The organism is Nitratidesulfovibrio sp. D1 (genome assembly GCF_051133415.1).
Taxonomy (GTDB): Bacteria; Desulfobacterota; Desulfovibrionia; order Desulfovibrionales; family Desulfovibrionaceae; genus Cupidesulfovibrio.
Genome location: NZ_JBPGNZ010000001.1, coordinates 118,603 through 141,998, shown reverse-complemented (window position 1 = coordinate 141,998; position 23,396 = coordinate 118,603). Strand labels below are relative to the sequence as shown.

Here is a 23,396-nt window from a genome sequence, read left to right as displayed (position 1 = left end):
CCCGATGAAACGGCGCGGGAGTGTTCCATTCTTAGTGAGAGGTTTTCCGCATGGCCAAGTCTATCTATGTCGGCAATCTGCCATGGGCCGCCACCGAGGACGAAGTGCGCAGCCTGTTCAGCGCCTACGGCACGGTGCTTTCCGTCAAGCTCGTCACCGACCGTGAAACCGGGCGCGCCCGCGGCTTCGGCTTTGTCGAAATGGATGACGCCGCGGCGGCGGCGGCCATCGAAGCCCTGGACAACACCCCGTTCGGCGGGCGCAACCTGCGCGTCAACGAGGCACAGCCCAAGGCGCCCCGTCCGCCCAGATACTGACCGCAGCCCGCACCCCGCATTCCGCGCCGCCCCGGGACAGCAGGTTCCGGGGCGGCGTTCTGCATGGCTTCGTGCCCCATGCGGAACAGACCTTGCGCGGGCCATGTTGCATCCCTCGCCCGCACGCTGTATATTCAGATAGGAAATCACGCCGTCATTCCCGGCGGCGCGACAAAACGATTCCTTCCCAAGACAAGGAGAACGAGATGCGTCAACTCAAGGCCCTCGTGGCGCTGCTGATCGTCGGGCTTGCCCTTTCCGGCTGCGCCCAGACCTATGGCGGCGGCACCTACAAGGGTGGGCAGACCCGCATGTCGCACACCGTGCAGGAAGGCGTCGTCACGCAGGTGAACGATGCCGTGATCGAGGACAGCCCCAGTGGTATCGGCGCGCTGGGCGGTGCCGTGGTGGGCGGCGTGCTCGGCAACATGATCGGCGGCGGCAAGGGCCGCGTGCTGACCACGCTTGGCGGCGCCGTGGCCGGTGGGGCCGCGGGCTACGCCGGTGAACAGGCCATCAAGACCAAGAGAGCCATCGAAATCACCGTCAAGCTCGATAACGGGCAGATGATGTCCGTGGTGCAGGAGCCGGACGAAACCTTCATGGTGGGCGACCGGGTGCGCGTCCTGACGGGCAACGACGGGTCGGCCCGCGTGCGTCACTAGTACGCTGTACACCACAGGACAAATGCGTATACTGGACCCGTCCCGGCCTTTCGGGGCGGGTCTTCCCTCTTCTTCGGGACGTGTCGCCGGGTGGTGCCCGCCGCGCACGTCGCACGACGCCACCACACCGCGCCGGCGGCGCGCCGGCCTTCACGAACGCGACGGAGGATACCGATGCTTGATCCCAGGGAATGCATCCTGTACAGCGGCGGCGCCGCGGGTACCGAGGCCTGTTTCGGCACGACGGCCGAGGCGTATGGCCTGCAGGAGGTCAACTACAGCTTCGAGGGCCATCAGGTGGAACGCATGCGCGGGGTGCGCGTGCTGACCAGCGAGGAACTGGCCCTGAAGGACGTGAGCCTGACCTACGTTTCGCGGCTGATGAGCCGCCAGTACACCCGCGCCCCCCTGTTCCGGAAGGTGTTGCAGTCCATCTGCTGGCAGGTCAGCAGCGGCCACGAGGTGTTCGTGGTGGGCGAAGTGATGGAGGACGGGACGGTCAAGGGCGGCACCGGCTGGGGCGCCGAGTTCGCCAAGATCTGCAACAAGCCCCTGTTCGTGTTCGACCAAGTGAAGAACGGCTGGTTCCGCTGGGAACAGGACGCCTGGCTGCCCGAGGCGGCCCCGCGCATTTCCCACCGCCACTTCACCGCCACCGGCACCCGGTTCCTCGAGGACAACGGCAAGGCCGCCATCGAGGCCCTGTTCGCCAGATCCTTCAGCCGGTAGACAACGACTCAGCGCAGTTTCGGGGGCCGTCGGCGACGGCCCCCTTCGTTTTTGGACCATCCGTTCCGGACCATCCGCCGCGCGGACGCGGCGTTTCATTCCCACCGCATTCCCCACTGGACGAGGCTCGCACCCCCGCCCACGCATACGGAGCCGTCATGCCGCCGCAACCGGAGCAACGCACCACGCACGCGGGCCTTTGGGGGGCCCTTGGCGCGTTCGGCCTGTGGGGCCTTCTGCCCCTGTACTGGAAGCTCGTGCAGCAGGTGCCCCCTTTCGAAATCCTGTGCCACCGCATCGTCTGGTCGGCGGTGTTCCTGCTGCCCCTGGTGCTGCTGGGCGGCCGCATGGCCGAGGTGCGCGCCGCCGTGGCCTCGCGCCGCAACCTGCTGACCATCGCGGGCAGCAGCCTGCTCATCGGCGGCAACTGGTTTCTGTACATCTGGGCCGTGAATTCGGACATGGTGCTGGAAACCAGCCTGGGCTACTACATGACCCCGCTGGTCAACGCGCTGCTGGGCGCGCTGGTGCTGGGCGAGCGGCCCAGCCGCGTGCAGCTCGCGGCCATCGCCATTGCGGCCGCCGGGGTGCTCTCCATGCTGGTCTCGTACGGCAGGCTGCCGTGGGTGGCGCTGGTGCTGGCCGTGTCCTTCTCGTTCTACGGCCTGCTGCGCAAGCTGGTGCGGGTGGAACCCATCCCCGGCCTGTTCCTGGAGACCATGCTGCTGGTGCCCATGGCGGCCGGGTATCTGGCCTGGGTGGCCTGGCAGGGGGGCGGCGCGCTGGGCCGCCAGGGCCTGTCCACCGGCCTCTTGCTGGTGGGCGCGGGCATCGCCACCTCCACGCCGCTGCTGTGCTTCGCCTTCGCGGCGCGGCGGTTGCGCCTGACCACGCTGGGGGTCATGCAGTACATCGCGCCCAGCCTGGCCTTTCTGCTGGGGGCCTTCGTGTTCCGCGAGCCGGTGACCTCCGCCCACATGCTGACCTTCGCCTGCATCTGGACGGCGCTGGCTCTGTACACGGCGGACGGCCTTCGTGCCGCCAGGAGCGCCTATCGTCATGCCGTCCGGTGACAGCCGCCGGGTTTTGGAGTAGCCTGAAAAGAGTGGTCGTGCGGCCGTGACCCGTGTGTGGCTTGTGCGCAACCCCCTGCAACGTGGTGACGCCATCGGGCGCGTTTCCGCCGCGGGGGTGCGCCGCGCATGGGACGTGGCGCGCACGGGCGGGAAACCATCATACCCGGAGGCTGCACATGACGAGAAAGATGCTGTCGCTGCTGTCGATGATCACGGTGCTGCTGCTGCCCTGCCTGGGCGACGCCGCGCCCAGGGAGTTCCGTCTGCTGACCTGGAAGGGGTACGCCCCGGCGGAACTGGTGGAGAAGTTCGAGAAGGAGACCGGCTACAAGGTGCAGGTGACCTACTCGAACAACGAGGAAATGATCGCCAAGCTGCGCGCCACGCGCGGTGGCGGCTTCGACCTCGCCCAGCCGAGCCAGGACCGCATCTCCTCCGTGCAGGAAAGCTTCGGCCTGTACCAGCCCATCGATTTCGGCCGCATCGAGGCGGCCCGGTTCATTCCCTCCATGCTCGACGCGGTGAAGAAGAACACCCTGGTCAAGGGCAAGTCCTACGCCGTGCCGTTCTGCTGGGGCACCGACGGCCTTATCGTGAACCGCAAGTTCGCGCCGGAGGCCAAGAGCTTTTCTGACCTGCTCGATTCCAGATACGCCGGGCGCGCCAGCTACCGCCTGAAGCGCCCCACCCTCATCGCGCAGGCTTTCGGCATGGGCGTGGACCCCTTTGCCCTGTACGCCGATGAAGCCGCCTACCAGAAGCTGCTGGACCAGGTGGAAGGCAAGCTCATCGCCGCCAAGGGCGTGGTGAAGAACTACTGGACCAACGGCGACGCGCTGCTGGAATCCATGCGTTCGGGCGAAGTGCATATCGCCCAGGCCTGGGACAACGGTGGCTTCAAGCTGCACGCCGAAAATCCCGACATCGACTTCGTGGCGCCCGTCACCGGCGCGCTGGGCTGGATCGACACCTTCGCCATCCCCGCCAAGGCCGACAACGTGGACGCCGCGTACAAGTGGATCAACTTCATGATGCGGCCCGAAAACGCGGCCGTGTTCACCAACGCCGAAGACACCCCCACCGCAGCCGTGGGCGTGGGCGAACGCCTGAAGCCCACCTTCCGCGCCGACTTCGAACGCTGCTACCCGCAGCAGGTCATCGACAACATCAAGTGGTACCCGCCCGTGCCCGCCAGGCTCGAAGCCATGGAAGGCAAGGCGCTGGACCGGGTGAAGGCCGCCCAGTAGCATGACGCCGGGGCGTCGCGCCCGCCGGTGAAGGCGGGACGGCGCCCCGGCTTGCGTGGAACCGTTTTATCCGGAACAGGACGCGGCGGGCATGCAGCGCCCGGCGCGGCGGGAGTGCATGACCAGATGCCCACAGCCATTTCCCCGAGCGTTGCCCCCGATGTTTCCCCGGCCATTTCGGTGGACCTTTCCGTCACCAGCCTCGTCAAGCGCTTCGAACGGTTCACGGCGGTCGACGACGTGTCGTTCGAGGTGGAGCAGGGCAAATTCTTTTCCATCCTCGGTCCCTCGGGCTGCGGCAAGACCACCCTGCTGCGCATGATCGCGGGCTTCGAAGCGCCGGATTCCGGGGTCATCGCCATTCGCGGGCGCGACATGGCGGGCATCGCCCCCAACCGCCGCCCGGTGAACCTGATCTTTCAGCACCTTGCGCTGTTCCCCATGATGTCCGTGGCCGAGAACGTCGCCTTCGGCCTGAAGCGCCGGGGCATGGCCGGGGGCGAGATAGCCCGCAGGGTGCGGGACGTGCTGGAGCGCGTGGGCCTGCCCGGCTACGGCGGCAAGATGCCCGCCCAGCTTTCCGGCGGGCAGAAGCAGCGCGTGGCCATCGCCCGCTGCCTGGTGCTGGAGCCCGCCGTGCTGCTGCTGGACGAACCCCTGGGCGCGCTGGACCTGAAGCTGCGCGAGCAGATGAAGGTGGAACTGAAGACCCTCCAGGCCGAGGTGGGCACCACCTTCGTGTACATCACCCACGACCAGTCCGAAGCGCTGGTCATGTCCGACCACGTGGCGGTCATGAACGCCGGGCGCTTCGAGCAGGTGGACACCCCGCGCAACCTGTACCGCCGCCCGGCCTCGGCCTTCGTGGCCGGGTTCGTGGGCGAGACCAACGTGTGGACGGGCACGCTGGAAGAGGTCACCGGCGACGCGGGCCTGGTGCGCACCGACGAGGGCGCTGTCTTCCGCGCCCGCGTGGCCGCCGGACTTGCCAGGGGCGCGCGGGTGGACATGTTCATCCGGCCCGAGGCCGTGCTGATCGACCCCGACGGCGCATCCTGCGTGGGGCCGGACAACGGCGACGATGCCGGCGACGCCCCCCTGCCGCCGCGCGGGGCCTGTGCCGACCTTGGGAACAGGGCACAGGTACAGGTGCAGGCCATCCTGTTCGACGGCGCGGCCAGCCGCCTGCTGGCCCATCCGGAAGGTTCGCGCCGCGAGGTCACGGTGGCCCTGCCCCAGAACCGGCTGTACGACCACATCAAGCCCGGCGACCGCATCTCCGTGGGCTGGGACGACCGCGCGGGCATCTGCTTCGCGGCCGGGAGCGGGCGATGAGCGCCGCCGCCATGCCGTCCGCGCCCGTGAAATCCGGGCCGGGCATGCGCCTGACCCTGGCGCTGTTCCTGACCCCGGTGGCGCTGTGGCTTGGGCTGCTCATCGTGCTGCCGCACATCGACTTGCTGATCATGTCCTTCCGCATGGACCCGGCCTTCGGCGACGAGGGCTGGAGCCTTGAAAACTACCACCAGTTTTTTTCGGAACCCATCTACTGGCTCACCTTCGTGCGCACGGCCGGGTATTCGGTGCTGGTCACCCTGCTGACCTTCCTTGTGTCCATGCCCGTGGCCTTCTACGTGACCAAGGTGGTGGAGCGGGGCGCCTCGCGCTTTCTGCTGACCATGCTGCTGCTGCCGTTCTGGGTGAGCGAGTTGGTGCGGGTGTACGGCTGGATGATCCTGCTGCGCGAAAGCGGCGTGCTGAACCACTGGCTGACGGCGCTCGGCATCACCGCCGCGCCCGTGGAAATGCTGTACAACGACGCGGCCATGATCATGGGCCTCGTGTATACGTCCATGCTGTTCATGGTGGTGCCGCTGGTCTCCGTTCTGGAAAGCCTGGACGACAGCCTCATCGAGGCCGCCTGCGACCTTGGCGCGGGCCCGTGGACCATCATGCGCACCATCGTGGTGCCGCACTGCATGCCGGGCATCATGTCCGGGTCCATCGTGGTGTTCATGCTCACCCTCGGCAACTACCTGACGCCCAACCTGATGGGCGGCAAGAACTCGTTGTGGTTCACCGAGCAGATCTACAACCAGTTCATCGCCAGCTTCAACTGGAACCAGGGCGCGGCCTTCGGCTTTCTGCTGCTGGCGCTGTCGTCGTGCATCATCTGGCTGGGGCTGAAGCTGACCGGCCAGAAACTGAGCAGGGTGGTGCAATGATCCGTTCGCTGCCGCGCTCGCGCGGCTACACCATGGGCTACGGCCTGTACGTCGCGCTGTACTTCGTCTTTCTGTTCGCGCCGCTGGCGGTCACCTGCGTGCTGGCCTTCAACGATTCGCAGTTTCCCTCGCTGCCGTGGAAGGGCTTTACGCTGGACTGGTTCCTGGCCGACCTGCCCGCGCGCACCGGCATCTTCCACGACCGGGGCAACCTGTCGTCCATCCTCACCAGCGCCCGGACCGCCGTCCTCGTGTCCGCGCTGGCCACCCTGGTGGGCACCTGCGCGGCCTTCCTGTTCGAGCAGGAGGAGTTTCCGCTGAAGGGCGCGCTGTACTTCCTGATGCTGGCCCCGCTGGTGATCCCCGGCGTCATCCTGGGCATTTCCATCCTCATCGCGGCCACCACCGCAGGCACCTTCATGGAGGACGCGCTGGGCATCGACGTGGGCATCCTGCGGCCCGGCTTCTGGCTGGTGGTGCTGGGGCAGTTCTCGTTCATCACCACCTTCGTCACCCTTGTGGTGTCCGCCCGGCTCAAGAAGTTCGACCGCACCCTTGAAGAGGCCGCGCTGAACCTTGGGGCCACGCGGCTGGAGGTGATCCGGTACATCACCCTGCCGTTTCTGCGCACGGCCATCATCGGCGCGGGCGCCGTGGCCTTCCTGATGTCGTTCGAGAACTTCAACACCACCCTGTTCCTGGTGGGCTCGGAACCCACCCTGCCCATCAACCTGTACCTTCAGGTGCGCGACGGCTCCACCCCGGTCATCAACGCCATCTCGTTCCTGCTCATCGTGGGCACCTCGCTGGTGGCGTGCGTGAATCTGTATGCCGGGCGGAAGACCGAAGCCGGTTAGCGCGCCTTGCCTTTTTGCCTTGCGGCGGCCCGACCCGAAGGGCGCGCAGCGTGGCCGTTAGGCGAGCTTGCGAGTCTTACGGCCATCGAGAGCAACGCTGTCAGGCATCGCTTTTTGCTCCGGTCACGGACGGAAGAGTCCGCTCCCTGCGCAAAAAGCTCGCCTTCCTTGCCGGAAGGCAAAAAACCTGCGGCGCGTGGGCGGGGTGGGCATGCTTTCCTGTATTTTTATCCATCTGTGAAAACGCCTTGCTTCCTTATAATCCCGCAGCGGTCCTCCGCTGCGGGGGGCTGTGCGGTCACGATGCGAGGAATTACGGATTTTGCCCGCCGGACAAGGCGGCGCGGCGTTTTTGCGCGGAGCGTACTGTTGTACGTGAGCAGCAAAAATGCCGCGCCAACGCCGCCCGGCGGCAAAAGGCGGATTCTGTCAGCAGGGTGGGCGCGGAAGTGTGCCCGTCCCGCACAATATGGCAACCTTGCTCCAGGAGGTCGGCATGTCCGGTGCAACCATGCCTCGGGAAGGATATTTCGCCCCGCGTGAAGGGCGGGTGCTGTGCATCGCCCATCGCGGCGCGCGCTCCGTGGCGCCCGAAAACACCATCCTCGCCGCCCAGCGCGGGCTGGAAGAGGGCGCGGACCTGTGGGAACTGGACGTGCAACTCACCGCCGACGGGCATCTGGTGGTGGTGCACGACGACACCCTGGAGCGCACCACCGACGTGGCCTCCCGCCCGGAATACGCTGGCCGCGCCCCATGGCGGGCCTGCGACTTCACCCTGGACGAGGTGCGCGGGCTGGACGCGGGCGGCTGGTACCAGGCCGCCGACCCGTTCGGACAGGTGGCCTCGGGCGGCGTGACGGCCGACGACCTGGCTCTGTTCCCCGGCCTGCGCATCCCCACGCTGGATGAGGCCCTGGCCTTCACGGCGGACCACGGCTGGCGCGTCAACGTGGAGATCAAGGACATGGCCGCCAATGGTCCCGGCTATCCGGGCGACGAGGCGGTGACCCGCGCCGTGCTGGAGCGCATCCGCGCGCATGGCCTGACGGAGCGGACGCTGTTGTCCTCGTTCCGGCACGGGTGCCTGCGCCACGCGGCCGCCATGGAACCCGCACTGGCTCTTGCCGCGCTGGTGGAGGACGTGCGCCCGGACGACCCGGTGACCCTGTGCCGCGACCTTGGCGTGGTGGCCTACCACCCCGGCGACGACATCGTCACGGAAGCGGACGTGGCGGCCCTGCGGGCCATGGGCGTTGCCGTCAACGTGTGGACCGTGAACGAAGAGGCGGACATGCGCCGCTTCCTCGACTGGGGCGTGGACGGGCTGATCACCGACTTTCCGCTACTGTGCTGGGGGGTGCTGCGGGAAAGGGGGCAAGGCGCGTAACCGCCGCCCCCGGCCTCACGCGTCCGGCCGCATGTCCGGGCATATGTCCGAATAGTTGACCCGGCGCGCCACAAGGCGTAGGCCGTGCGCTCGGGCATCCGTATCCGCCGTGGTGGCGGTGCATGGCGCCCGCCCCGCAACCCGCGCCGGACCTTGTCCGGCCAGCTTCCGCCCTGCGGAGGAACCGCATGCCCGCCCTCGGGACCGGCGAACTCGCCGCCCTGTCCACCGCCGCCCTCTGGGCGGTGTCGTGCCAGATCCACGCCATCCTTTCCCGGCGTCTCGGCCCCCATACCCTGATCCTGCTGCGCCTGCCCATCTGCATCGTGATGTTCGGCGCGTGGTGGGGCGCATCCGTGCTGTTCTTCGGCGGCGGGGTGATGGTCCCCGGCGCGCCCGGCTCAGTTGGCACGGGCGGCCCCAGTCTGCTGGCCCTGGGCGCGCTGGCCCTTTCCGGGGTGGTCGGCGTGGCCCTGTGCGACCTGCTGTTCTATTCCGGCGTGGTGCTGGTGGGCGCGCGGGTGGCCCTGCTGGTGCAGTCGCTGTCCACGGTGATCACCGCCGTGCTCGGCTACCTGCTGCTGGGCGAGGCCATCGGCCCCATGGGCATCGCGGGCATCCTCATCGCCACGGCCGGGGTGGCCTGGGTGGTGGGTGACAGCGGCACGGTGCCCGAAGGCGCGGTGCCCCTGTCACGCGCGGTGCGCCTGCGCGGGGTGGGGCTGGCCTTCGCCTCGGCGCTGGCGCTTTCCAGCGGCATGGTGCTGTCCAAGCAGGGGCTGTCCGAGGGGGTGGACCCGCTGTTCGCGGCGCTGCTGCGCATGGTGGTGGCCATGGGCGTGTTCTGGCCCACAGCCATGCTGACCGGCCGGCTGCGCCCGGCGCTGGGCGTGGTGCGCGGCGACCGCCACAACTTTCGCCTGCTGCTGGCGGCCTCGCTCATCGGCCCGGTGGTGGGGGTGTGGCTGTCGCTGGTGGCCATCGGCGCCACCCAGACCGGCATCGCCGCCACCCTCATCGGGCTGGAGCCCATCTTCATCATTCCCGTGGCCGCCATGGTGGAGCGGCGCTGGCCCACGCCCCGCGCCATTGCCGGGGCGGGCATCGCCTTCGCGGGCACGGCGTTGCTGTGCCTGCGAAACGTGCTGTGATTGCCCAAATTGGCCTTTTGTCCGTTGGCATCGTCAAACCACGCCAGCCATGTCGGTCGAATACGATAAGAGTATACTCCCTCATGGCTGGCGCGTTTTCCTCGCCAACGAACAAAATTCCTAATTTGGGCAGTTGCCCGTAATACGATGCGGAGATTCTAAAAGCGCCCGGAGTTGCTCCGGGCGCTTTCGTTTTTTTGGCTGAAACCTGGCGGCTACACCTCGCCCACGGCCATGTCCAGATCGTCGCCGGTTGCGCCGGTTGCAGCAGGCGCGCCGCGCCCGGTCCCCACGGTCCCGTGATTCGCCTCGAAGGCGTGGCCCCATTTGCACATCTCGGACAGCACCGGCAGCACGCTGCGGCCAAGTTCGGTCAGCGAATATTCCACGCGGGGCGGCACCTGCGGGTACACCTCGCGGTGCAGCACGCCGTCCGATTCCAGTTCGCGCAGTTGCTGGGTGAGCATCTTCTGGGTGATGTTGGGCATGATGCGCCGCAACTCGCTGAAGCGCAGCGTGCCGTCCTGCCCGAGCCGCCACAGGATGATGGGCTTCCACTTGCCGCCGATGACCTGAAGGGTCAGTTCCAGCGCGCAGTAGTATTCCTTGCCCGCGCAGTGCTTGAGGGTGCATGCCGTGACCATCTGGTACCTCCGCGCGAAACATAGTAGCATCTGCGGTATCTTTCAAGACCCTACGGTATGGTGCAGGATACTATACCACAAAATGGTGCGTACTTGATGGAAATACCCAAGCGGGTATTTTGACCCGTACCGGTTCGCCATGGGCGGGCCACCCCGCAACGCCGCAAAGTCCGGTTTCCGCCTTGCCAGACAGCGCCCGCACGGCGCAGGAGGTTTGTCTCATGGACGTCTTTTCCGCCATCCACGGCCGCCGCTCCATCCGCAAGTATACCGAGGCTCCCGTTGCCGAGGCCGACGTGCGCGACATCCTGGCCGCCGCCATGGCCGCGCCCAGCGCGGGCAACGCCCAGCCGTGGCGCTTCGTGGTCGTGGACGACCGCAAGCTGCTGGAGGCCGTCCCCGCGTTCAGCCAGTATGCCGCCATGGCCGCCAGGGCGCCGCTGGGCATTCTGGTGTGCGCCGACCTGACGGCCGAAAAGTATCCCGGCTACTGGGTGCAGGATTGCTCCGCCGCCGTGCAGAACATCCTGCTGGCCGTGCACGGCAAGGGGCTGGGCGCGGTGTGGACCGGCGTGCACCCCATGAAGGACCGCGAGGACGGCTTCCGCCGCCTGCTGGGCCTGCCGGAGAACATCGTGCCGCTGGGCTTCATCGTCATCGGCCATCCGGCGCAGGAACTGGCCCCGCAGGACCGCTACGACGACGCCAAGATTCACTGGAACGGGTGGTAGCATGCCCATCATCAGCGTTGTGGCCAACCCCATGACCACGGACGACAAGCGCGAACTGGTGCGCGAGCTTACCGCCACGGCGGCGCGCGTCATGAAGCTGCCGCCCGAGACCATCACCGTGCTCATCGACTGCCGCCAGCCCGAGGACATCGGCGTGGCCGGGGTGCTGCTGGCCGACCGGAAGAAATGACAGGCGGCGGCCCGCGTCGCCCGCCCGTCCCCAGCCCCCCTCAACATTTCCGCGCGTCCTCCCTTTTGCGGGGCAGGGCGGCGCATCACGGAGACACCATGAGCGCATCCATCTTCGCACCCGTGCGCATCGGCAACCTGGAATCGCCCAACCGCTTCGTCCGCTCAGCCACCTGGGAAGGGCTGGCCACCGACGACGGTCTTGCCACCCCGGCCCTGGCCGAGGTGCTGGGCGAACTGGCCAAAGGCGGCGTGGGCGTGGTCATTCCCGGCCATGCCTACGTGGAAAAGCGCGGGCAGGCGGGGCCGCGCCAGCTCGGCATTCACGACGACGCGTGCATTCCCGGCTTGCGCATGCTGGCCGACGCCGTGCACGCGGGCGGCGGGCGCATCGTGGCCCAACTGGCGCACGCGGGCGGCCTGGCCCACACCCCGGCCACGGGCCAGCCCGGCATCACCGCCACCCCCTTCGAGCGGGACGGCTTTCTGCCCATGCGCGAAATGACCGAGACCGACCTCGACGAGGTGGTGGCCGCCCTGGCCGCCGCCGCGCGCCGCGCCGTGCAGGCGGGCTTCGACGGGGTGCAGGTGCACGGGGCGCACGGCTACCTGCTCGGCCAGTTCCTGTCGCCCGCGCGCAACAGGCGCGCCGACCGGTTCGGCGGCAGCCTGGAAAACCGCATGCGCCCCCTGCTGATGGCGGTGCGCGCCGTGCGCGAGGCCGTGGGGCCGGACTTTCCGGTGTGGGCGAAGCTGAACTGTTCCGACTTCATGGACGGTGGCTTCGAACTGGACGACATGTTGGAAACGGCCCGCCATGCCGTATCCGCCGGGGTGGACGCCGTGGAGATGTCCGGCGGCACGGCCATGAACCCGCCGAACCGCATGCCCGCCCGGGTGACGCGCATCCGCACGCCACAGGACGAGGCCTGGTACCGGGATGCCGCGCGCCGCTTCAAGGCGGAAGTGGGCGCGCCGCTGATCCTGGTGGGCGGCATCCGCACCCCGCAGGTGGCGCAGCAGTTGGTGGACGAGGGCACGGCCGACATGCTCTCCATGTGCCGCCCGCTGATCCGCGAACCCGGCCTGGTGCGTCGCTGGGCCGACGGCGACGACGCCCGCGCCGCGTGCATCTCGTGCAACAAGTGTTACGGCCCGCTACGCGAGAACCGGGGCTTCTACTGTCCCGTGGCGCGCGGCGAGGCGGCCGGGGAATAGCGCCGGACACTTGGGCCTTGAGCGAGGCGGCGAAACCGCGTACCCGTCGTGAACCGGGTGCAACCCGCAATTCCACCAGGAGCCGCGCATGAAGATTCTCGCCATCGACAAGGTTCGCGAAGACGCCACCCCCGACGTCATCCGCGCCAACTTCCTGAAGGAAGTGGCCCATACCATCAAGCTGTACCTCGCCGACGTGGTCCGCGAGGTGTACTTCCGGCAGGACCGTTCCGGCACCGTCATGGTGCTGGAAGCCCCCTCGCTGGAGGAGGCGCAGTCGCTGATCGGCACGCTGCCCTTGGTCAAGCAGGGGCAGATCGAGTTCGAACTGATTCCCCTCGGCCCGTACGTGCCGCTGGGCCTGCTCATCGAAGAGGCCGACGGCCCGGCGGAAGAGACCGCCGCAGGCCCCGCGCAATAGCCCGGATACGGGCCGCGCGCCCCGCATGCCGTTCCGCCTTCCCTGGCCGGAGCGGAACGCGGCGCGCGCGGTCCAGCCCCCGGATGCGGCGCGGGCCATGCAACCAACCCATCATGTCCCCACCCAACCGGAGGTTCTTTCCATGCATGTCGCAGTCTTCAACGGCAGCCCCCGCAAGAACGGCAACACGTCCATCCTGCTCGGCATTGTCCGCCGTGAACTTGAGGCCGCAGGCGTCACCACCGAGGAATTTCGCGTGGGCGGCAAGGCCGTGCGCGGCTGCATCGCCTGCATGAAGTGTTTCGAGAAGCAGGACGGCCAGTGCATCCAGACCGGCGACCCCATGAACGAATGGATCGCCGCCATGCACAAGGCCGACGGCGTCATCCTGGGCTCGCCCACCTATTTCGCCAACGTCTCCACGGAAATGAAGGCCCTCATCGACCGCGCGGGCATGGTCTCCATCGCCAACGGCGGCGCGCTGCGCATGAAGGTGGGCGCGCCTGTGGTGGCCGTGCGGCGCGGCGGCGCGCAGCAGGTGTACAACGGGCTGATGGCCTTCTTCGGCATCGCCGAGATGGTGGTGCCGTGCTCCAGCTACTGGAACGTGGGCATCGGCCTGGCCCCCGGCGACGTCAACGGCGACGAGGAGGGCATCCGCACCATGGTCAACCTGGGCCGCAACATGGCCCACGTGCTGAAGTGTCTGAAGAGCGGGCCGGAGGCCCCGGCGCCGCTGAAGGGCGGCGAGGTCTAGGAAGGAGACGGCTGGCGGCGCGGGCGGGCTTTCCGTCCCGTCCGCGCCGTGGTACGTGACATGAAGGGGGACGGCACGCCGGATGCGGGGGGACGGGAAGCAGGCGCATGAGTGACGGCACGCGGGATGTTCCGGTCGGTTTTCCGGCTGGCTTGCAGCGCCAGGCGGACGCGGGCGGCTACGGCCTGCTGGCCCCCGACGAGGCGTGGCGGCGCGTCCAGGCTGGCTCGCTGAGCGTGGTGGACGTGCGCGATGCGCCGCACTTCGAGGCCGGGCACGTGCCCGGCGCGCTGTGCTTTCCCCTGCCGCCCACCTGGGTGGCCCGCCTCTTGCGGCGCTGGTGGCTGCACAAGGTGCTGTGCGCCGCACGATGCCCCGCCGTGGCCTTCGTGTGCGGCGGGGCCACGTCCTCGCGCAGCGATTCCGCGGCCCGCGCCGCCGTGGTGCAGGGGTTTGCCGTGGCCTACCGCATCGCGGGCGGCATGGATGCCTGGCACGCCGCCGGGCTGCCCGTGGAGTTCGGCCCCTGCGGGCCGTGCGCTCCGCCGGGGAGCGGTGCCGTCATGGGCCGGCCCGGGCGGGACGCCGCCCCCCGCACCGACTGTTCCGGCGGCGGCTGACGGCTGCGCTGACGGTGGCGCGGCGCGCCACCAGTGACGATGCATTTCGCGTCCGCCAGTCGCGCGAAACTCTCCTACAGATAATGCGGCGGCGGCCCGGTATCCTCGCCGCCGTCGTCCTCCATCACTTTGGCGAGCGCGCGCAATCGGTCGCGCGCCGCCTCCAGCAGCCGTTCCGTCTCGTCCAGTTGGGCCTGCTGGAGCACCAGCGCGTCGTTCAGTTCGCGCAGGGCCTGTTCCTGAAAATAGACGGTCTCTTCCAGCCGGGCCAGCCGGTCTTCCAGTTCCTTGGTCATATGCAGTCCGTGATGTGGCGGCGGGTGGTCCGGCGCGGGGGGCCGGAGCCATGCCGGGCTGTTCCGTGCCGCGTCGGTCATTATCGGGCCGGGGTATCGGCCAGGCGCAGCACCGTTTCGTATTCCTGCGGGCTTACCGGCTGCACCGACAGGCGGCTGCCCTTGCGCAAGAGTTCCATGCCCGCCAGTTCCGGCAGGGTGCGCAGCAGCGCCAGCGGCACCGGCCGGGCGAAGGCGCGCACCAGCCGCACGTCCACCATGAACCAGCGGGGCTTGTCCGGCGTGGATGCCGGGTCGTAGTGGCAGTCTTCCGGATCCCACGCGGTGTGGTCGGGGTAGGCCTCGCGCACGATTTCCACCACCCCCGCCACCGAGGGGTTGGTGACGCTGTGGTAGAACAGTCCCAGGTCGCCCGTCCGCATGTCGCGCATGAAGTTGCGGGCCTGGTAGTTGCGCACGCCGTCCCAACTGGTGGTGGCACCGGGCAGGGCGGCCAGGTGGTCGATGGAGAAGCAGCCGGGCTCGGTCTTGAACAGCCAGTGGCGGGGCATGGCGCCTCCTTGCGGGGATGTGTGGTCCATGCGCCGGACGATACCCGCGCCGCGCGCCGCCGTAAAGCCCATGGGGCCGCGCGGCGCACTTGGCGGCGGCTGCGTTTTGGCGTAGGTGGTCGCTATGGGCGGAAAATCCGCCGGAGGTTCCATGAAGGAGCGCAGGCCACCCCACCGCAAGGTGCTTCCCTTCCGCCGCACCCGCCGTGGCGCAGGAACCGGCGGCGATGCGCCGTCCGGCCCGTCTGGTCAGTCCGGCCCGTCTGGCCTGTCTGGTCAGTCTGGCCTGGCTGGCTTGGCTGGCCTGTCCGGGAGCTTCGTGTCGCCGGATGGTCCGCCCGGTCTCGCCGGTCCCGCCAGTCCCGCCGGTCCCACTGATCCGGCAGACTCCGCCGCCGGAACCTCCGGGGGCCACCCGCCGGAACTGGTGGTGGTGCCAAGCCGGGGCGGGCGCGGCCGCGCGCCCCGTTCCCTGGGGGCCGTGGCGCCGCCCGGACATTCCTTCCGGTGCATGGATGGTCTTGCGGACCTTGGCGGTTCCATCGGCCCAGTCGGCCCCGCCGGCCCAGTCGGAATGTCCCGCCGCCCCGGCGCTCAGCCCACCCTGCGCCGCCTGCCGTTGCTCAAGCGCATCCTGCGCCGCTTCGCCGACGCCGCCGCCCGGCGCATCGGCACCCTGTGCGGGGTGGGCTGCGTGATCACCCCCGACGAGACGCGGCTGTGCGACATGGCCGGTTGCGCCGGACTGCTGGCGCGGCCCGCCATGCACCGCTTCGGCGTGGTGCCGCTGGAGGGTACGGCCGCGCTGCTGTTCGACCATTCCCTGCGCGAGGCCGTCACCTGGCTGGGGCTGGGCGTGGACCCGCGCGGCATGGCTGGGTCATGGCCGGGGTCGTGGTCCGGCGGAGACTCCATGCCGCCCCCGCTGGGGTCCGGCGGCCGCAACGGCTGGCTGCCCGGCCACGCCGAGGCCGGGCTGTGCGCGCACCTTGGCCGCCAGTTGCAATTGGACCTGGAATGGGCCTTCCTGCCCTATTTCGAAATCGAGACCTCCGGCTGCGACGCGCCCCCCGGCGAACCGGGCGGCCAGCCCGCCCACGCCCGCGAGGCCCTGCGCCCCGACTGGACGGCCCTGGGCGAACCGCTGGTGGCCACCCCCTTCGAGGTGGCCCTGCACTGGCCGTCGCCCGCTGCCGTGCCCGCCCCGGCCCAGCCGTCCATTCCCCAGGAACTGGCGCTCCCGCCTTCCGGCCAATTCGGCCAGCCCGGCGCGCCCTCCACGTCCTCCGGAGCGTGGAACGGCCGCCTGATGCTGGTGCTGCCCCTGGCCATGCTCCTGCCCCTGGCCGATCTGCTGGCCGACGACACCGTGCTGCTGGCCCCGGAGCAGACCGAATCCGCGGAATCGGCCCACGACAGGTTGCAGGTGCTGTCCGATGCCGACCTGGCCGCGCGCCTGGCGGAGGGGCACCCCCAGACGGCGGCGGTGGTGGTGGCCCGGCTGGCCCCGCAGCGGCGCGACGGGGTGCTGGCCCTGCTGGGGCGGGAACTGGGCGCCGAGGTGCGGCGGCGCATGGCCCGGCGGCGGTTGTTCCGGGAGGTGTTGTCGCCGGAGCAGCGCTTCGTGGTGCGCACCCTGGCCCTGGGCGAGGTGCACGCCGCGCAGACCCTGGCGGCCATGCGGCCCGAGGCGGCGGCCCGTTTCGTGCGGGTCATGCGCGGGCTGGGGCGGGGGCTGGGGTCGCTGTACGCGGAACAGGTGGAGGCCGTGCTGCGCGAAGACGGCGCGGGGCTGGCCGGTGCGGAGGATTTGGTGCTGGAAGGCGAGGCCCAGGTGCGCCGCCTGCTCATGCGGGCGCTGGGGCCGGACGACATGCGCGCGGTGCGGGCCTGCCTGGACGCGGAGGCGTATCGCGCCCCGGACGCTTCCCCGGTATCTCCGGTGCCGGGCGGCCCAGGCGGCCCAGGTGGCCCAGGTGGCCCAGACGGGGCGGACGCCGGAAACGGAGATTTCGCGGAGGGTGGCCCCGCCGACGGGCAGGCGACGCACGACGCCGAACCGTTCGCCCCGCTGCTGGGAGTGCCCGCCGTGGCGCTGGCCCGGCTGCTGACGGCGGAAGGACTGGCCGTCACGGTGGCGGTGCTGCGCCACCTGGCCGTGCGCGACGCGCGGCGGGCCGCGGCGGTGCTGGGCGCGCTGCCCACGGCGTGGGCTGGCCCGGTGGTGGCGGGCCTTTCGCCGGAGGTGGGGGAACACGGCGGCTGGACGGCGGGGCAGGCGGGACAGGCGGGACAGGCGGAACAGGCGGAACTGGCGGAACTGGCGGGGCTGGGTGGCCGCCGCCAATCGCGCCCGGCCCACACTGTCCGGTCCGGCTCGCTGGAAGCGCTGCTGGTGGCGGAAAACGCCCTGTGCCGCGCCCTGCCGGAGGAACACGCCTGCCGGGTGCTGGCCTTGCCCGTGGCCAGGGAGGAGGAAGGCCGCGATGCCCCGCCCGCCACGGCGCTGGCCGCATTGTTGCGCCATGGCGGCGATGCGGTGCGCGAGGCCGCGTTGCAGGCCCTGCGCCGCCGCCGCTCGGGTGATGGGGGCGATGGGGGCGATGGCCCCCGCGCCCGTGACGGAACCCGGCCCGGTGGCGCGGGCTCTCCCGTACGGCCTGCTCCTGAAGACGGCCCGCCGTTCCCTTCCGATGACGATGTAAGTTGATGACGCGAACTGTCGGCGTCAGCGGCCCCTGCCGCCGCCGGACTTGCTCCCGCGCCTGCGGCCGCCGTCATTTCTCCGCTCCCGCCCTTCCCGCTGCTCCCGCCGTTCCTGCCGTTCCCGCTGCTCCTGCCCTCCGCCCGGCCTGCCCCCCGCGCCCGGCGGCAGGCCGAAGTCGGGGATCAGGATGCGGTGCTGGCGCAGCCGCGCGGCATCGGTGCGGGCCACGGGCACGGGATTGCCCTCGGGGTCGATGCCCGCGAAGAACATGGCCGTGGCCACGGTGCCGGGGGTGGGGATGAAGCACTGCACCTGCCGGGGCGACCAGCCGCGCGCGGCCAGCCAGCGGGCCAGGGCGCGCATGTCGTCGTCGGTGCAGCCGGGAAACGCGCTGAGCAGGTAGGGCACCACGTACTGTTCCTTGCCCGCCGCCGCCGAATGGTCCGCGAAGGCGGTCAGGAACCGCTCGAACACGGCCAGGCCCGGCTTGCGCATCAGGTCCAGCACGCCGTCGCAGACGTGTTCCGGGGCCACCTTCAACTGGCCGCCGGTGAATTCCATGGTGTAGGCGCGCAGGGCCGTATCGTCGCGCAGGGCCAGGTCGAAGCGCACCCCGCTGGCCACGCGCACGTGGCGCACGCCGGGGGTGGCGCGCACCGCGCGCAGCAGTTCCACGGCCTCGGTCTGGTCCACGGCGAAGCCGGGGCACACGCGCGGGTGCATGCAGCTTGCGCGGCGGCAGCGGGCCGGGTCCAGGGTGCAGCGGGCGTTCCACATGTTGGCGCTGGGGCCGCCCACGTCGCTGACCGAGCCGTTGAAGCGCTCCATGTCGTTCAGGCGGCGCGCTTCGTCCAGCACCGAACCACGGCTGCGCGAGGCGATGCGCCGCCCCTGGTGCAGGGCCAGCGAACAGAACGAGCAGCCGCCCCCGCACCCCCGGTGGGTGGTGATGCTGGTGCGGATCATTTCCTCGGCGGGCACCGGCTCGCGGTGGGACGGGTGCGCCCGCCGGGCGAAGGGCAGCGCGTACAGCGCGTCCATCTCTTGCGGCGACAGCGGCGGCGCGGGCGGGGCCAGCAGCACGGCCCGCGAACCGGCAGTGTCGTCCACGGGCTGGATGGCCCGGGCGTCGCCCCGGTGCACGTGGCGCTCCAGCAGCAGGGTGGCGCGCATCAGCAGGCGCGGGTCCGCCGTGATGGCGGCGTGCGAGGGCAGGCGCATGAGCGGGGCGTCGTCCCCGTCATCCCCGTCATCCTCCGGGCCGCCATCCGCCGCCGGGTCCGCATCCCACTCGGCAGCGCGGCCCATGCGCGCCGTGCCGGGGATGGCGTCGAAAATGTCCGCAAGCGGGGGCAGCAGGGCGGCGTCGTACGCCTCGGCCCCCACGGCCTCCACGGCCGCGTCCAGCGCGCAGGCCGCGTCCAGCAGGGCGCGTTCGCCCATGCCCCACACCAGCAGGTCGGCCTTGGCGTCCATGAGGATGGGCCGCCGCAGCGCATCGGTCCAGAAATCGTAGTGGCTGATGCGCCGTAGCGACGCCTCTATGCCGCCCAGCACCACGGGCAGGCCGGGAAAGGCCTGGCGCGCCAGGTTGGCGTAGACGATGGCCGCCCGGTTGGGGCGCGCCCCTGCGCGGCCGCCGGGGGTGAAGGCGTCGTCGTGGCGCTTTTTGCGGAAGGCGGTGTAGTGGACCAGCATGGAATCCAGCGCGCCCGCCGAAATGCCGGTGAACAGGCGGGGCCTGCCCATGCGGGCCACATCGTCCGGCACGTCCCAGCGGGGCTGGGCCACGATGCCGGTGCGAAAGCCGTGCGCCACCAGCCAGCGGCCCAGCAGGGCCACGGCGAAGGTGGGGTGGTCCACGTAGGCGTCGCCGGAGACGAGCAGCACGTCCAGCCGGTCCCAGCCGAGGTCGCGCATCTCGCGTGGGGTGGTGGGCAGAAAGGCGGGCTGGGGCAGGGGCGTGCGCCCGCGCTCCGGGAGATAGGCGGGCCCGTGCGGCGCGTGACGCGGGGCATGGCGGGGCGTGTCGCCTGGCCGGGCGCGGCGGCCGTGATGGCTGGAATGTCGCATGCGCGGACTATAGTGGCGGGCAGGGGGGCAGGCAAGGAGAAGAGCCGGATTCCGGGCGCGCCCCGTGGTCCCGTGGCGGTTGCCTTCGCCCTCGGTTTCGCGCACTATGCCGGTGCCCCCCGATGCCGGGGGACCCCGTGAGGACACCATGCGGAAGGATGATGCCGACGGGGCCGCGCAGCCCTGTCCCCGTACCCCGGATACTGCTTCGGACCATGCTCCCTCCACCGGTCGCGGCCATGCGGCGCCACGTGCCGCCGACGGCGCGCGCAGCGCCGCCCGCATGCCCGGTGACGAAGGGCAGGATATCCTGCGCCGGTTGGAGGAGGAAAACCGCCGCCTGCGCGAGGCCTTGGGGCTGCGCCCCGGCGACCCGGCGCCGTCCGGTCCGTCCGGCCTGTCTGGTCCATCCGGCCTGCCGGGCTCGTCTGGCCTGTCTGGCCCGTCCGGTCTGTCGGGCTCGTCTGGCCCGTCGGGTGCATCCGGCCTTTGGGCGGGCAGCCCCTTTCCCCGGCACGACGTGGCCGACCCCTGCGTGGAAATGGCCGCCCCGGCCGTGGACGGCCTGGTCTGCGCCTACGTGTCGGACATCGACACGCACGAGATTCTCCACGTCAACGCCGCCCTGCGCCGCCTGGTGGGCGACTGCGAGGGCCGCCCCTGCCACGAGGCGCTACAGGGCCGCGACGCCCCCTGCCCCTTCTGCAACAACGCCCGCCTGCGCGCCGAGCCGGAAAAGGCCCACGTCTGGGAGTTCCGCAACCCGGCCCTGAACCGCTGGTTCCGCTGCATCGACCGGCTGGTGCCGCTGGGCGGCGGCCGTCTGGCCCGCTACGAGCTGGCCGTGGACATCACTGACATGAAGGAGACGGAAGAGGCCATGCGCCGCTTCCGCGCCGCCCTGGACGCCACGGCCGAGGCCATTTTCCTCATCGATCCGGTGACCGGGCTGCACGTGGACGTCAACCGGGGGGCCTGCGCCCTGCTGGGGCTTTCGCGCGAACAGCTGCTGGCCATGGGCCCCTGCGACATCAATCCTACCCTGACCCGCGACCGGTGCCTGGAAATCTCGCGCACCGTGCTCGGCGGCACGCCGCTGCTGGACCAGGAGACGCGCTACTGCCGGGGCGACGGCACCCTGGTGCCGGTGGAACTCAGCACCAGCGCGTGGCATTCCCCGCGCGGGGACCTTATCGTGGCGGTGGCGCGCGACATCTCGGAACGGGTGCGCGCCCGCAACGAGATGCAGATGCGCCTGCTGTACGACCGGGTGCTGTCCACCTGCGCGCGCGACCTGCTGTCGCGCCCCTGCACCGACGAAACCCTGCACGGCGTGCTGGAAAGCCTGCGCGAGGCGGCCGGGGCCTGCCGGGCGTACATCTTCGAGAACCACGAGGACGCGCAGGGCGGCCTGTGCTGTTCGCAGCGCTACGAGCGGTGCGCGCCGGGCGTCGCGCTTCAACTGGACAATCCCCTGCTGCAAGGGGTGCCCTACGACACCGTGGTGCCCCGCTGGCAACAGGAGCTGGGCGCGGGCCGGGTCATCCGGGGGCCGGTGGCCACCTTCCCCGAGTCGGAACGGATGGTGCTGGAAGCGCAGGGCGTGCTTTCGCTGCTGGTGCTGCCCATCGTGGCGCAGGGGCGGTGGTACGGGTTCATCGGCTTCGACGACACCCGCAGGCCCAGGGTGTGGGAATCGGTGGACTTCAAGTTCCTGCAGACGGCGGGCGAGATCATCGGCGCCGCGCTGGAGCGGCGCAGGACGGAACTGGCCCTGTCCGAATCGGCGCGCGGGCTGGAGGAGGCCAGCCGGGCCAAGAGCGAATTCCTGGCCAACATGAGCCACGAAATCCGCACGCCGCTCAACGCCATCATCGGCCTGACCGAACTTTCGCTGCAGGAACGCCTGCCCGGCGACGTGGCGGAAAACCTGCGCGCCTCGCTGGTTTCGGCGGAAGCGCTGCTGGGCATCGTCAACGACCTGCTGGACCTTTCGCGGGTGGAGGCGGGCAAGCTGCGCCTGGAGTGCATCGATTTCGCCCCGGCCCGGCTGGTGCGCGGGGTGATGCGCGTCATGGGCCACACGGCCGAGCGCAAGGGGCTGGTCCTGACCCTGCACATCGACCGCGATGTGCCCCGCCGCCTGCGCGGCGACCCTGGGCGGCTGCGCCAGGTGCTGGTGAACTTCATCAGCAACGCCATCAAGTTCACCGACGAGGGCGGGGTGCACGTCATGGTCTGCCGGTCCGAGCCGCCGGATGGCGCCGCCGCCGCCGGTTCCGGCGGCGACACGCAGTGGCTGTGCTTTTCGGTGCGCGACACGGGCATCGGCATTTCGGAGGACAAGCACGAACTGATTTTCGAGAATTTCCGCCAGGCCGACGCCTCCACGGCGCGGCGCTACGGCGGTTCCGGCCTGGGGCTGGCCATCTGCCGCAAGTTCACGGACATGATGGGCGGGCGCATCGTGCTGGACAGCACGCCGGGGCAGGGCAGCACCTTCCGCGTGCTGCTGCCCTTCGGCATCTGCGAGGCCGGGGCGCACGTCCCGGCGGTGACGGGCGGCGGCCGGCCGGATGCGGAGCCCGCAGGCCCGTGTCACGTAGCCGAGGACCGTCCTGCGGATGGCTGGCGCGGCGCGGCGCCGGGCGCTCCCCGGTTCGCGCCGCCCCGGCTGGTGCCCGCCGAACCGTTGCGGGTGCTGCTGGTGGAATCGGACGACGTGAACCGCCACGCCGTCAGCCGCGTGCTGACGCGCGGCGGGCATCACCCGGTCACGGCCGTCACCGGGCGCGAGGCGCTGGAAACGGCGCGCACCCAGCGCTTCGACCTGGTGCTCACCGACGCGCACCCGCGCGACATGGACGGCGCTCAGGTACTGCGCGAACTGCGCCGCCTGGCCGATGCGGCTACCCCTTCCGATGTGCCGGTGCTGCTCATGACCGGCGACCCGGCCGGGGTGGACCAGGCCGAGCTGGACGCGGCGGGCGGGGTGTCCGTGGCCTTGAAGCCGGTGCGCCTGAAAACGTTGCTGGCCGCCGTGGAAGGCATGGTGGGCGGTGCGGGAGAGGACACGTTGCGCCGCTCGTCGCCCGCGCCGGTGGACGAGTTCCCGGTGTTCAACGCCGCCGCGCTGCTGGTGGGCGGCGACGAGGCATCGCTGCGCTTCCTGCGTCAGTCGGGGACGCTGCGCGAAAGCCTGTGGTCGGCCATGGACCGGGGCAGCCGCGTGGAACTCATCGCCCTGTCTCACCTGCTGCGCCTGGAGGCCGAGGCCATCGGCGCGGAACGGGTGCGCCAGATGGCCGAGCGGCTGGAATTGCGCACCCGCGCCGCGGGCGCGGAAGAGACGCGCCCGGTGTTCATGCTGCTGATGGACGCCCTGAACCAACTGGAGCACGAACTGCGCAAGATGCAGCGCGGCGCCCAGCCGCCCGGCGTGGGGCCGGGCGCAGGATCGGGTGAAGGACCGGGCGGGGGAGAAAGGCGGTAGTCCGGCCGTCGCCCCCGGCGAGGGCATGCCCTGTGGGCT

The 23,396-nt window shown here is 70.3% G+C and carries 22 protein-coding genes; 18 read left to right on the top strand and 4 right to left on the bottom strand.

Translation table 11 applies throughout. The features are described from left to right. Window positions 1–50: 50 nt before the first annotated feature. From ACR4XJ_RS00600 to ACR4XJ_RS00555, 10 genes are all read left to right on the top strand, one after another. The gene (locus ACR4XJ_RS00600) at window positions 51–317 is read left to right on the top strand and encodes an RNA recognition motif domain-containing protein (RefSeq protein WP_434753383.1); all 267 of its coding nucleotides are present in this window, start codon (window positions 51–53) and stop codon (window positions 315–317) included. Between the two features lie 206 nt (window positions 318–523). Then, a complete protein-coding gene (locus tag ACR4XJ_RS00595) occupies window positions 524–982 on the top strand; it encodes a glycine zipper 2TM domain-containing protein (RefSeq protein ID WP_434753382.1) in 459 nt (152 codons plus the stop codon). Window positions 983–1,156: 174 nt separating this feature from the next. Next, window positions 1,157–1,711, top strand: coding sequence for a hypothetical protein (locus ACR4XJ_RS00590; protein WP_434753381.1), 555 nt, complete (start codon window positions 1,157–1,159; stop codon window positions 1,709–1,711). A 158-nt stretch (window positions 1,712–1,869) separates the two neighbouring features. Further along, window positions 1,870–2,784 carry an EamA family transporter RarD gene (gene rarD, locus ACR4XJ_RS00585; protein ID WP_434753380.1) on the top strand — a complete coding sequence of 305 codons (915 nt, stop codon included), beginning with the start codon at window positions 1,870–1,872 and terminating at the stop codon, window positions 2,782–2,784. A gap of 179 nt (window positions 2,785–2,963) precedes the next feature. Continuing rightward, the gene (locus ACR4XJ_RS00580; RefSeq protein ID WP_434753379.1) at window positions 2,964–4,034 is read left to right on the top strand and encodes an extracellular solute-binding protein; all 1,071 of its coding nucleotides are present in this window, start codon (window positions 2,964–2,966) and stop codon (window positions 4,032–4,034) included. A gap of 126 nt (window positions 4,035–4,160) precedes the next feature. After that, the gene (locus tag ACR4XJ_RS00575) at window positions 4,161–5,369 is read left to right on the top strand and encodes an ABC transporter ATP-binding protein (protein ID WP_434753378.1); all 1,209 of its coding nucleotides are present in this window, start codon (window positions 4,161–4,163) and stop codon (window positions 5,367–5,369) included. Next, complete coding sequence (locus ACR4XJ_RS00570) at window positions 5,366–6,259, top strand: ABC transporter permease (RefSeq protein ID WP_434753377.1); 894 nt, start codon at window positions 5,366–5,368, stop codon at window positions 6,257–6,259. Before ACR4XJ_RS00575 ends, ACR4XJ_RS00570 begins: the two co-directional genes overlap by 4 nt. Next, window positions 6,256–7,116, top strand: a complete 861-nt coding sequence (locus ACR4XJ_RS00565; RefSeq protein WP_434753376.1) for an ABC transporter permease — start codon at window positions 6,256–6,258, stop codon at window positions 7,114–7,116. The genes ACR4XJ_RS00570 and ACR4XJ_RS00565 overlap by 4 nt, the downstream gene beginning before the upstream one ends. Window positions 7,117–7,612: 496 nt before the next feature. Next, the gene (locus tag ACR4XJ_RS00560; RefSeq protein WP_434753375.1) at window positions 7,613–8,506 is read left to right on the top strand and encodes a glycerophosphodiester phosphodiesterase; all 894 of its coding nucleotides are present in this window, start codon (window positions 7,613–7,615) and stop codon (window positions 8,504–8,506) included. Between the two features lie 188 nt (window positions 8,507–8,694). After that, window positions 8,695–9,657, top strand: a complete 963-nt coding sequence (locus ACR4XJ_RS00555) for a DMT family transporter (RefSeq protein ID WP_434753374.1) — start codon at window positions 8,695–8,697, stop codon at window positions 9,655–9,657. Between the two features lie 215 nt (window positions 9,658–9,872). Here ACR4XJ_RS00555 and ACR4XJ_RS00550 read toward each other — a convergent pair whose 3' ends face one another. Continuing rightward, a complete protein-coding gene (locus ACR4XJ_RS00550; RefSeq protein ID WP_434753373.1) occupies window positions 9,873–10,301 on the bottom strand; it encodes a winged helix-turn-helix transcriptional regulator in 429 nt (142 codons plus the stop codon). Window positions 10,302–10,522: 221 nt separating this feature from the next. Between ACR4XJ_RS00550 and ACR4XJ_RS00545 the strand changes: the two genes are divergently transcribed. The 6 genes from ACR4XJ_RS00545 (at window position 10,523) to ACR4XJ_RS00520 (ending at window position 14,237) form a co-directional block, all read left to right on the top strand. Further along, the gene (locus ACR4XJ_RS00545) at window positions 10,523–11,032 is read left to right on the top strand and encodes a nitroreductase family protein (RefSeq protein WP_434753372.1); all 510 of its coding nucleotides are present in this window, start codon (window positions 10,523–10,525) and stop codon (window positions 11,030–11,032) included. Between the two features lies 1 nt (window position 11,033). Continuing rightward, window positions 11,034–11,222 (top strand): 4-oxalocrotonate tautomerase DmpI, encoded by a 189-nt coding sequence (dmpI, locus tag ACR4XJ_RS00540; RefSeq protein WP_434753371.1) that lies wholly within the window; start codon window positions 11,034–11,036, stop codon window positions 11,220–11,222. A gap of 98 nt (window positions 11,223–11,320) precedes the next feature. Next, window positions 11,321–12,439 carry an NADH:flavin oxidoreductase gene (locus tag ACR4XJ_RS00535; protein WP_434753370.1) on the top strand — a complete coding sequence of 373 codons (1,119 nt, stop codon included), beginning with the start codon at window positions 11,321–11,323 and terminating at the stop codon, window positions 12,437–12,439. Between the two features lie 88 nt (window positions 12,440–12,527). Further along, on the top strand, window positions 12,528–12,860 hold the full coding sequence (locus ACR4XJ_RS00530) for a hypothetical protein (protein WP_434753369.1): 333 nt from the start codon (window positions 12,528–12,530) through the stop codon (window positions 12,858–12,860). A 142-nt stretch (window positions 12,861–13,002) separates the two neighbouring features. Further along, on the top strand, window positions 13,003–13,617 hold the full coding sequence (locus tag ACR4XJ_RS00525; RefSeq protein WP_434753368.1) for a flavodoxin family protein: 615 nt from the start codon (window positions 13,003–13,005) through the stop codon (window positions 13,615–13,617). 107 nt (window positions 13,618–13,724) lie between these two features. Then, complete coding sequence (locus ACR4XJ_RS00520) at window positions 13,725–14,237, top strand: rhodanese-like domain-containing protein (protein ID WP_434753367.1); 513 nt, start codon at window positions 13,725–13,727, stop codon at window positions 14,235–14,237. A 74-nt stretch (window positions 14,238–14,311) separates the two neighbouring features. Here ACR4XJ_RS00520 and ACR4XJ_RS00515 read toward each other — a convergent pair whose 3' ends face one another. Together ACR4XJ_RS00515 and ACR4XJ_RS00510 are read right to left on the bottom strand one after the other, a co-directional pair. Next, window positions 14,312–14,533, bottom strand: a complete 222-nt coding sequence (locus tag ACR4XJ_RS00515; protein WP_434753366.1) for a SlyX family protein — start codon at window positions 14,531–14,533, stop codon at window positions 14,312–14,314. 80 nt (window positions 14,534–14,613) lie between these two features. Continuing rightward, entirely contained in the window at window positions 14,614–15,084 is a 471-nt protein-coding gene (locus ACR4XJ_RS00510) for an EVE domain-containing protein (protein ID WP_434753365.1), read from the bottom strand. Window positions 15,085–15,235: 151 nt separating this feature from the next. Between ACR4XJ_RS00510 and ACR4XJ_RS00505 the strand changes: the two genes are divergently transcribed. After that, a complete protein-coding gene (locus tag ACR4XJ_RS00505) occupies window positions 15,236–17,794 on the top strand; it encodes a hypothetical protein (protein WP_434753364.1) in 2,559 nt (852 codons plus the stop codon). 18 nt (window positions 17,795–17,812) lie between these two features. On the opposite strand, the gene ACR4XJ_RS00500 is transcribed toward ACR4XJ_RS00505, so the two are convergent. After that, complete coding sequence (locus ACR4XJ_RS00500) at window positions 17,813–19,864, bottom strand: YgiQ family radical SAM protein (RefSeq protein WP_434753363.1); 2,052 nt, start codon at window positions 19,862–19,864, stop codon at window positions 17,813–17,815. Window positions 19,865–20,147: 283 nt separating this feature from the next. On the opposite strand from ACR4XJ_RS00500, the gene ACR4XJ_RS00495 reads away from it, so the two are divergent. Beyond that, a complete protein-coding gene (locus ACR4XJ_RS00495) occupies window positions 20,148–23,357 on the top strand; it encodes an ATP-binding protein (RefSeq protein ID WP_434753362.1) in 3,210 nt (1,069 codons plus the stop codon). Window positions 23,358–23,396: the final 39 nt, after the last annotated feature.

Coding starts and splice junctions, on each gene's coding strand:
- ACR4XJ_RS00600 (WP_434753383.1), top strand. CDS start 51: ATGGCCAAGTCTATCTATGTCGGCAATCTGCCATGGGCCGCCACCGAG.
- ACR4XJ_RS00595 (WP_434753382.1), top strand. CDS start 524: ATGCGTCAACTCAAGGCCCTCGTGGCGCTGCTGATCGTCGGGCTTGCC.
- ACR4XJ_RS00590 (WP_434753381.1), top strand. CDS start 1,157: ATGCTTGATCCCAGGGAATGCATCCTGTACAGCGGCGGCGCCGCGGGT.
- rarD (WP_434753380.1), top strand. CDS start 1,870: ATGCCGCCGCAACCGGAGCAACGCACCACGCACGCGGGCCTTTGGGGG.
- ACR4XJ_RS00580 (WP_434753379.1), top strand. CDS start 2,964: ATGACGAGAAAGATGCTGTCGCTGCTGTCGATGATCACGGTGCTGCTG.
- ACR4XJ_RS00575 (WP_434753378.1), top strand. CDS start 4,161: ATGCCCACAGCCATTTCCCCGAGCGTTGCCCCCGATGTTTCCCCGGCC.
- ACR4XJ_RS00570 (WP_434753377.1), top strand. CDS start 5,366: ATGAGCGCCGCCGCCATGCCGTCCGCGCCCGTGAAATCCGGGCCGGGC.
- ACR4XJ_RS00565 (WP_434753376.1), top strand. CDS start 6,256: ATGATCCGTTCGCTGCCGCGCTCGCGCGGCTACACCATGGGCTACGGC.
- ACR4XJ_RS00560 (WP_434753375.1), top strand. CDS start 7,613: ATGTCCGGTGCAACCATGCCTCGGGAAGGATATTTCGCCCCGCGTGAA.
- ACR4XJ_RS00555 (WP_434753374.1), top strand. CDS start 8,695: ATGCCCGCCCTCGGGACCGGCGAACTCGCCGCCCTGTCCACCGCCGCC.
- ACR4XJ_RS00550 (WP_434753373.1), bottom strand. CDS start 10,301: ATGGTCACGGCATGCACCCTCAAGCACTGCGCGGGCAAGGAATACTAC.
- ACR4XJ_RS00545 (WP_434753372.1), top strand. CDS start 10,523: ATGGACGTCTTTTCCGCCATCCACGGCCGCCGCTCCATCCGCAAGTAT.
- dmpI (WP_434753371.1), top strand. CDS start 11,034: ATGCCCATCATCAGCGTTGTGGCCAACCCCATGACCACGGACGACAAG.
- ACR4XJ_RS00535 (WP_434753370.1), top strand. CDS start 11,321: ATGAGCGCATCCATCTTCGCACCCGTGCGCATCGGCAACCTGGAATCG.
- ACR4XJ_RS00530 (WP_434753369.1), top strand. CDS start 12,528: ATGAAGATTCTCGCCATCGACAAGGTTCGCGAAGACGCCACCCCCGAC.
- ACR4XJ_RS00525 (WP_434753368.1), top strand. CDS start 13,003: ATGCATGTCGCAGTCTTCAACGGCAGCCCCCGCAAGAACGGCAACACG.
- ACR4XJ_RS00520 (WP_434753367.1), top strand. CDS start 13,725: ATGAGTGACGGCACGCGGGATGTTCCGGTCGGTTTTCCGGCTGGCTTG.
- ACR4XJ_RS00515 (WP_434753366.1), bottom strand. CDS start 14,533: ATGACCAAGGAACTGGAAGACCGGCTGGCCCGGCTGGAAGAGACCGTC.
- ACR4XJ_RS00510 (WP_434753365.1), bottom strand. CDS start 15,084: ATGCCCCGCCACTGGCTGTTCAAGACCGAGCCCGGCTGCTTCTCCATC.
- ACR4XJ_RS00505 (WP_434753364.1), top strand. CDS start 15,236: ATGAAGGAGCGCAGGCCACCCCACCGCAAGGTGCTTCCCTTCCGCCGC.
- ACR4XJ_RS00500 (WP_434753363.1), bottom strand. CDS start 19,864: ATGCGACATTCCAGCCATCACGGCCGCCGCGCCCGGCCAGGCGACACG.
- ACR4XJ_RS00495 (WP_434753362.1), top strand. CDS start 20,148: ATGCCCGGTGACGAAGGGCAGGATATCCTGCGCCGGTTGGAGGAGGAA.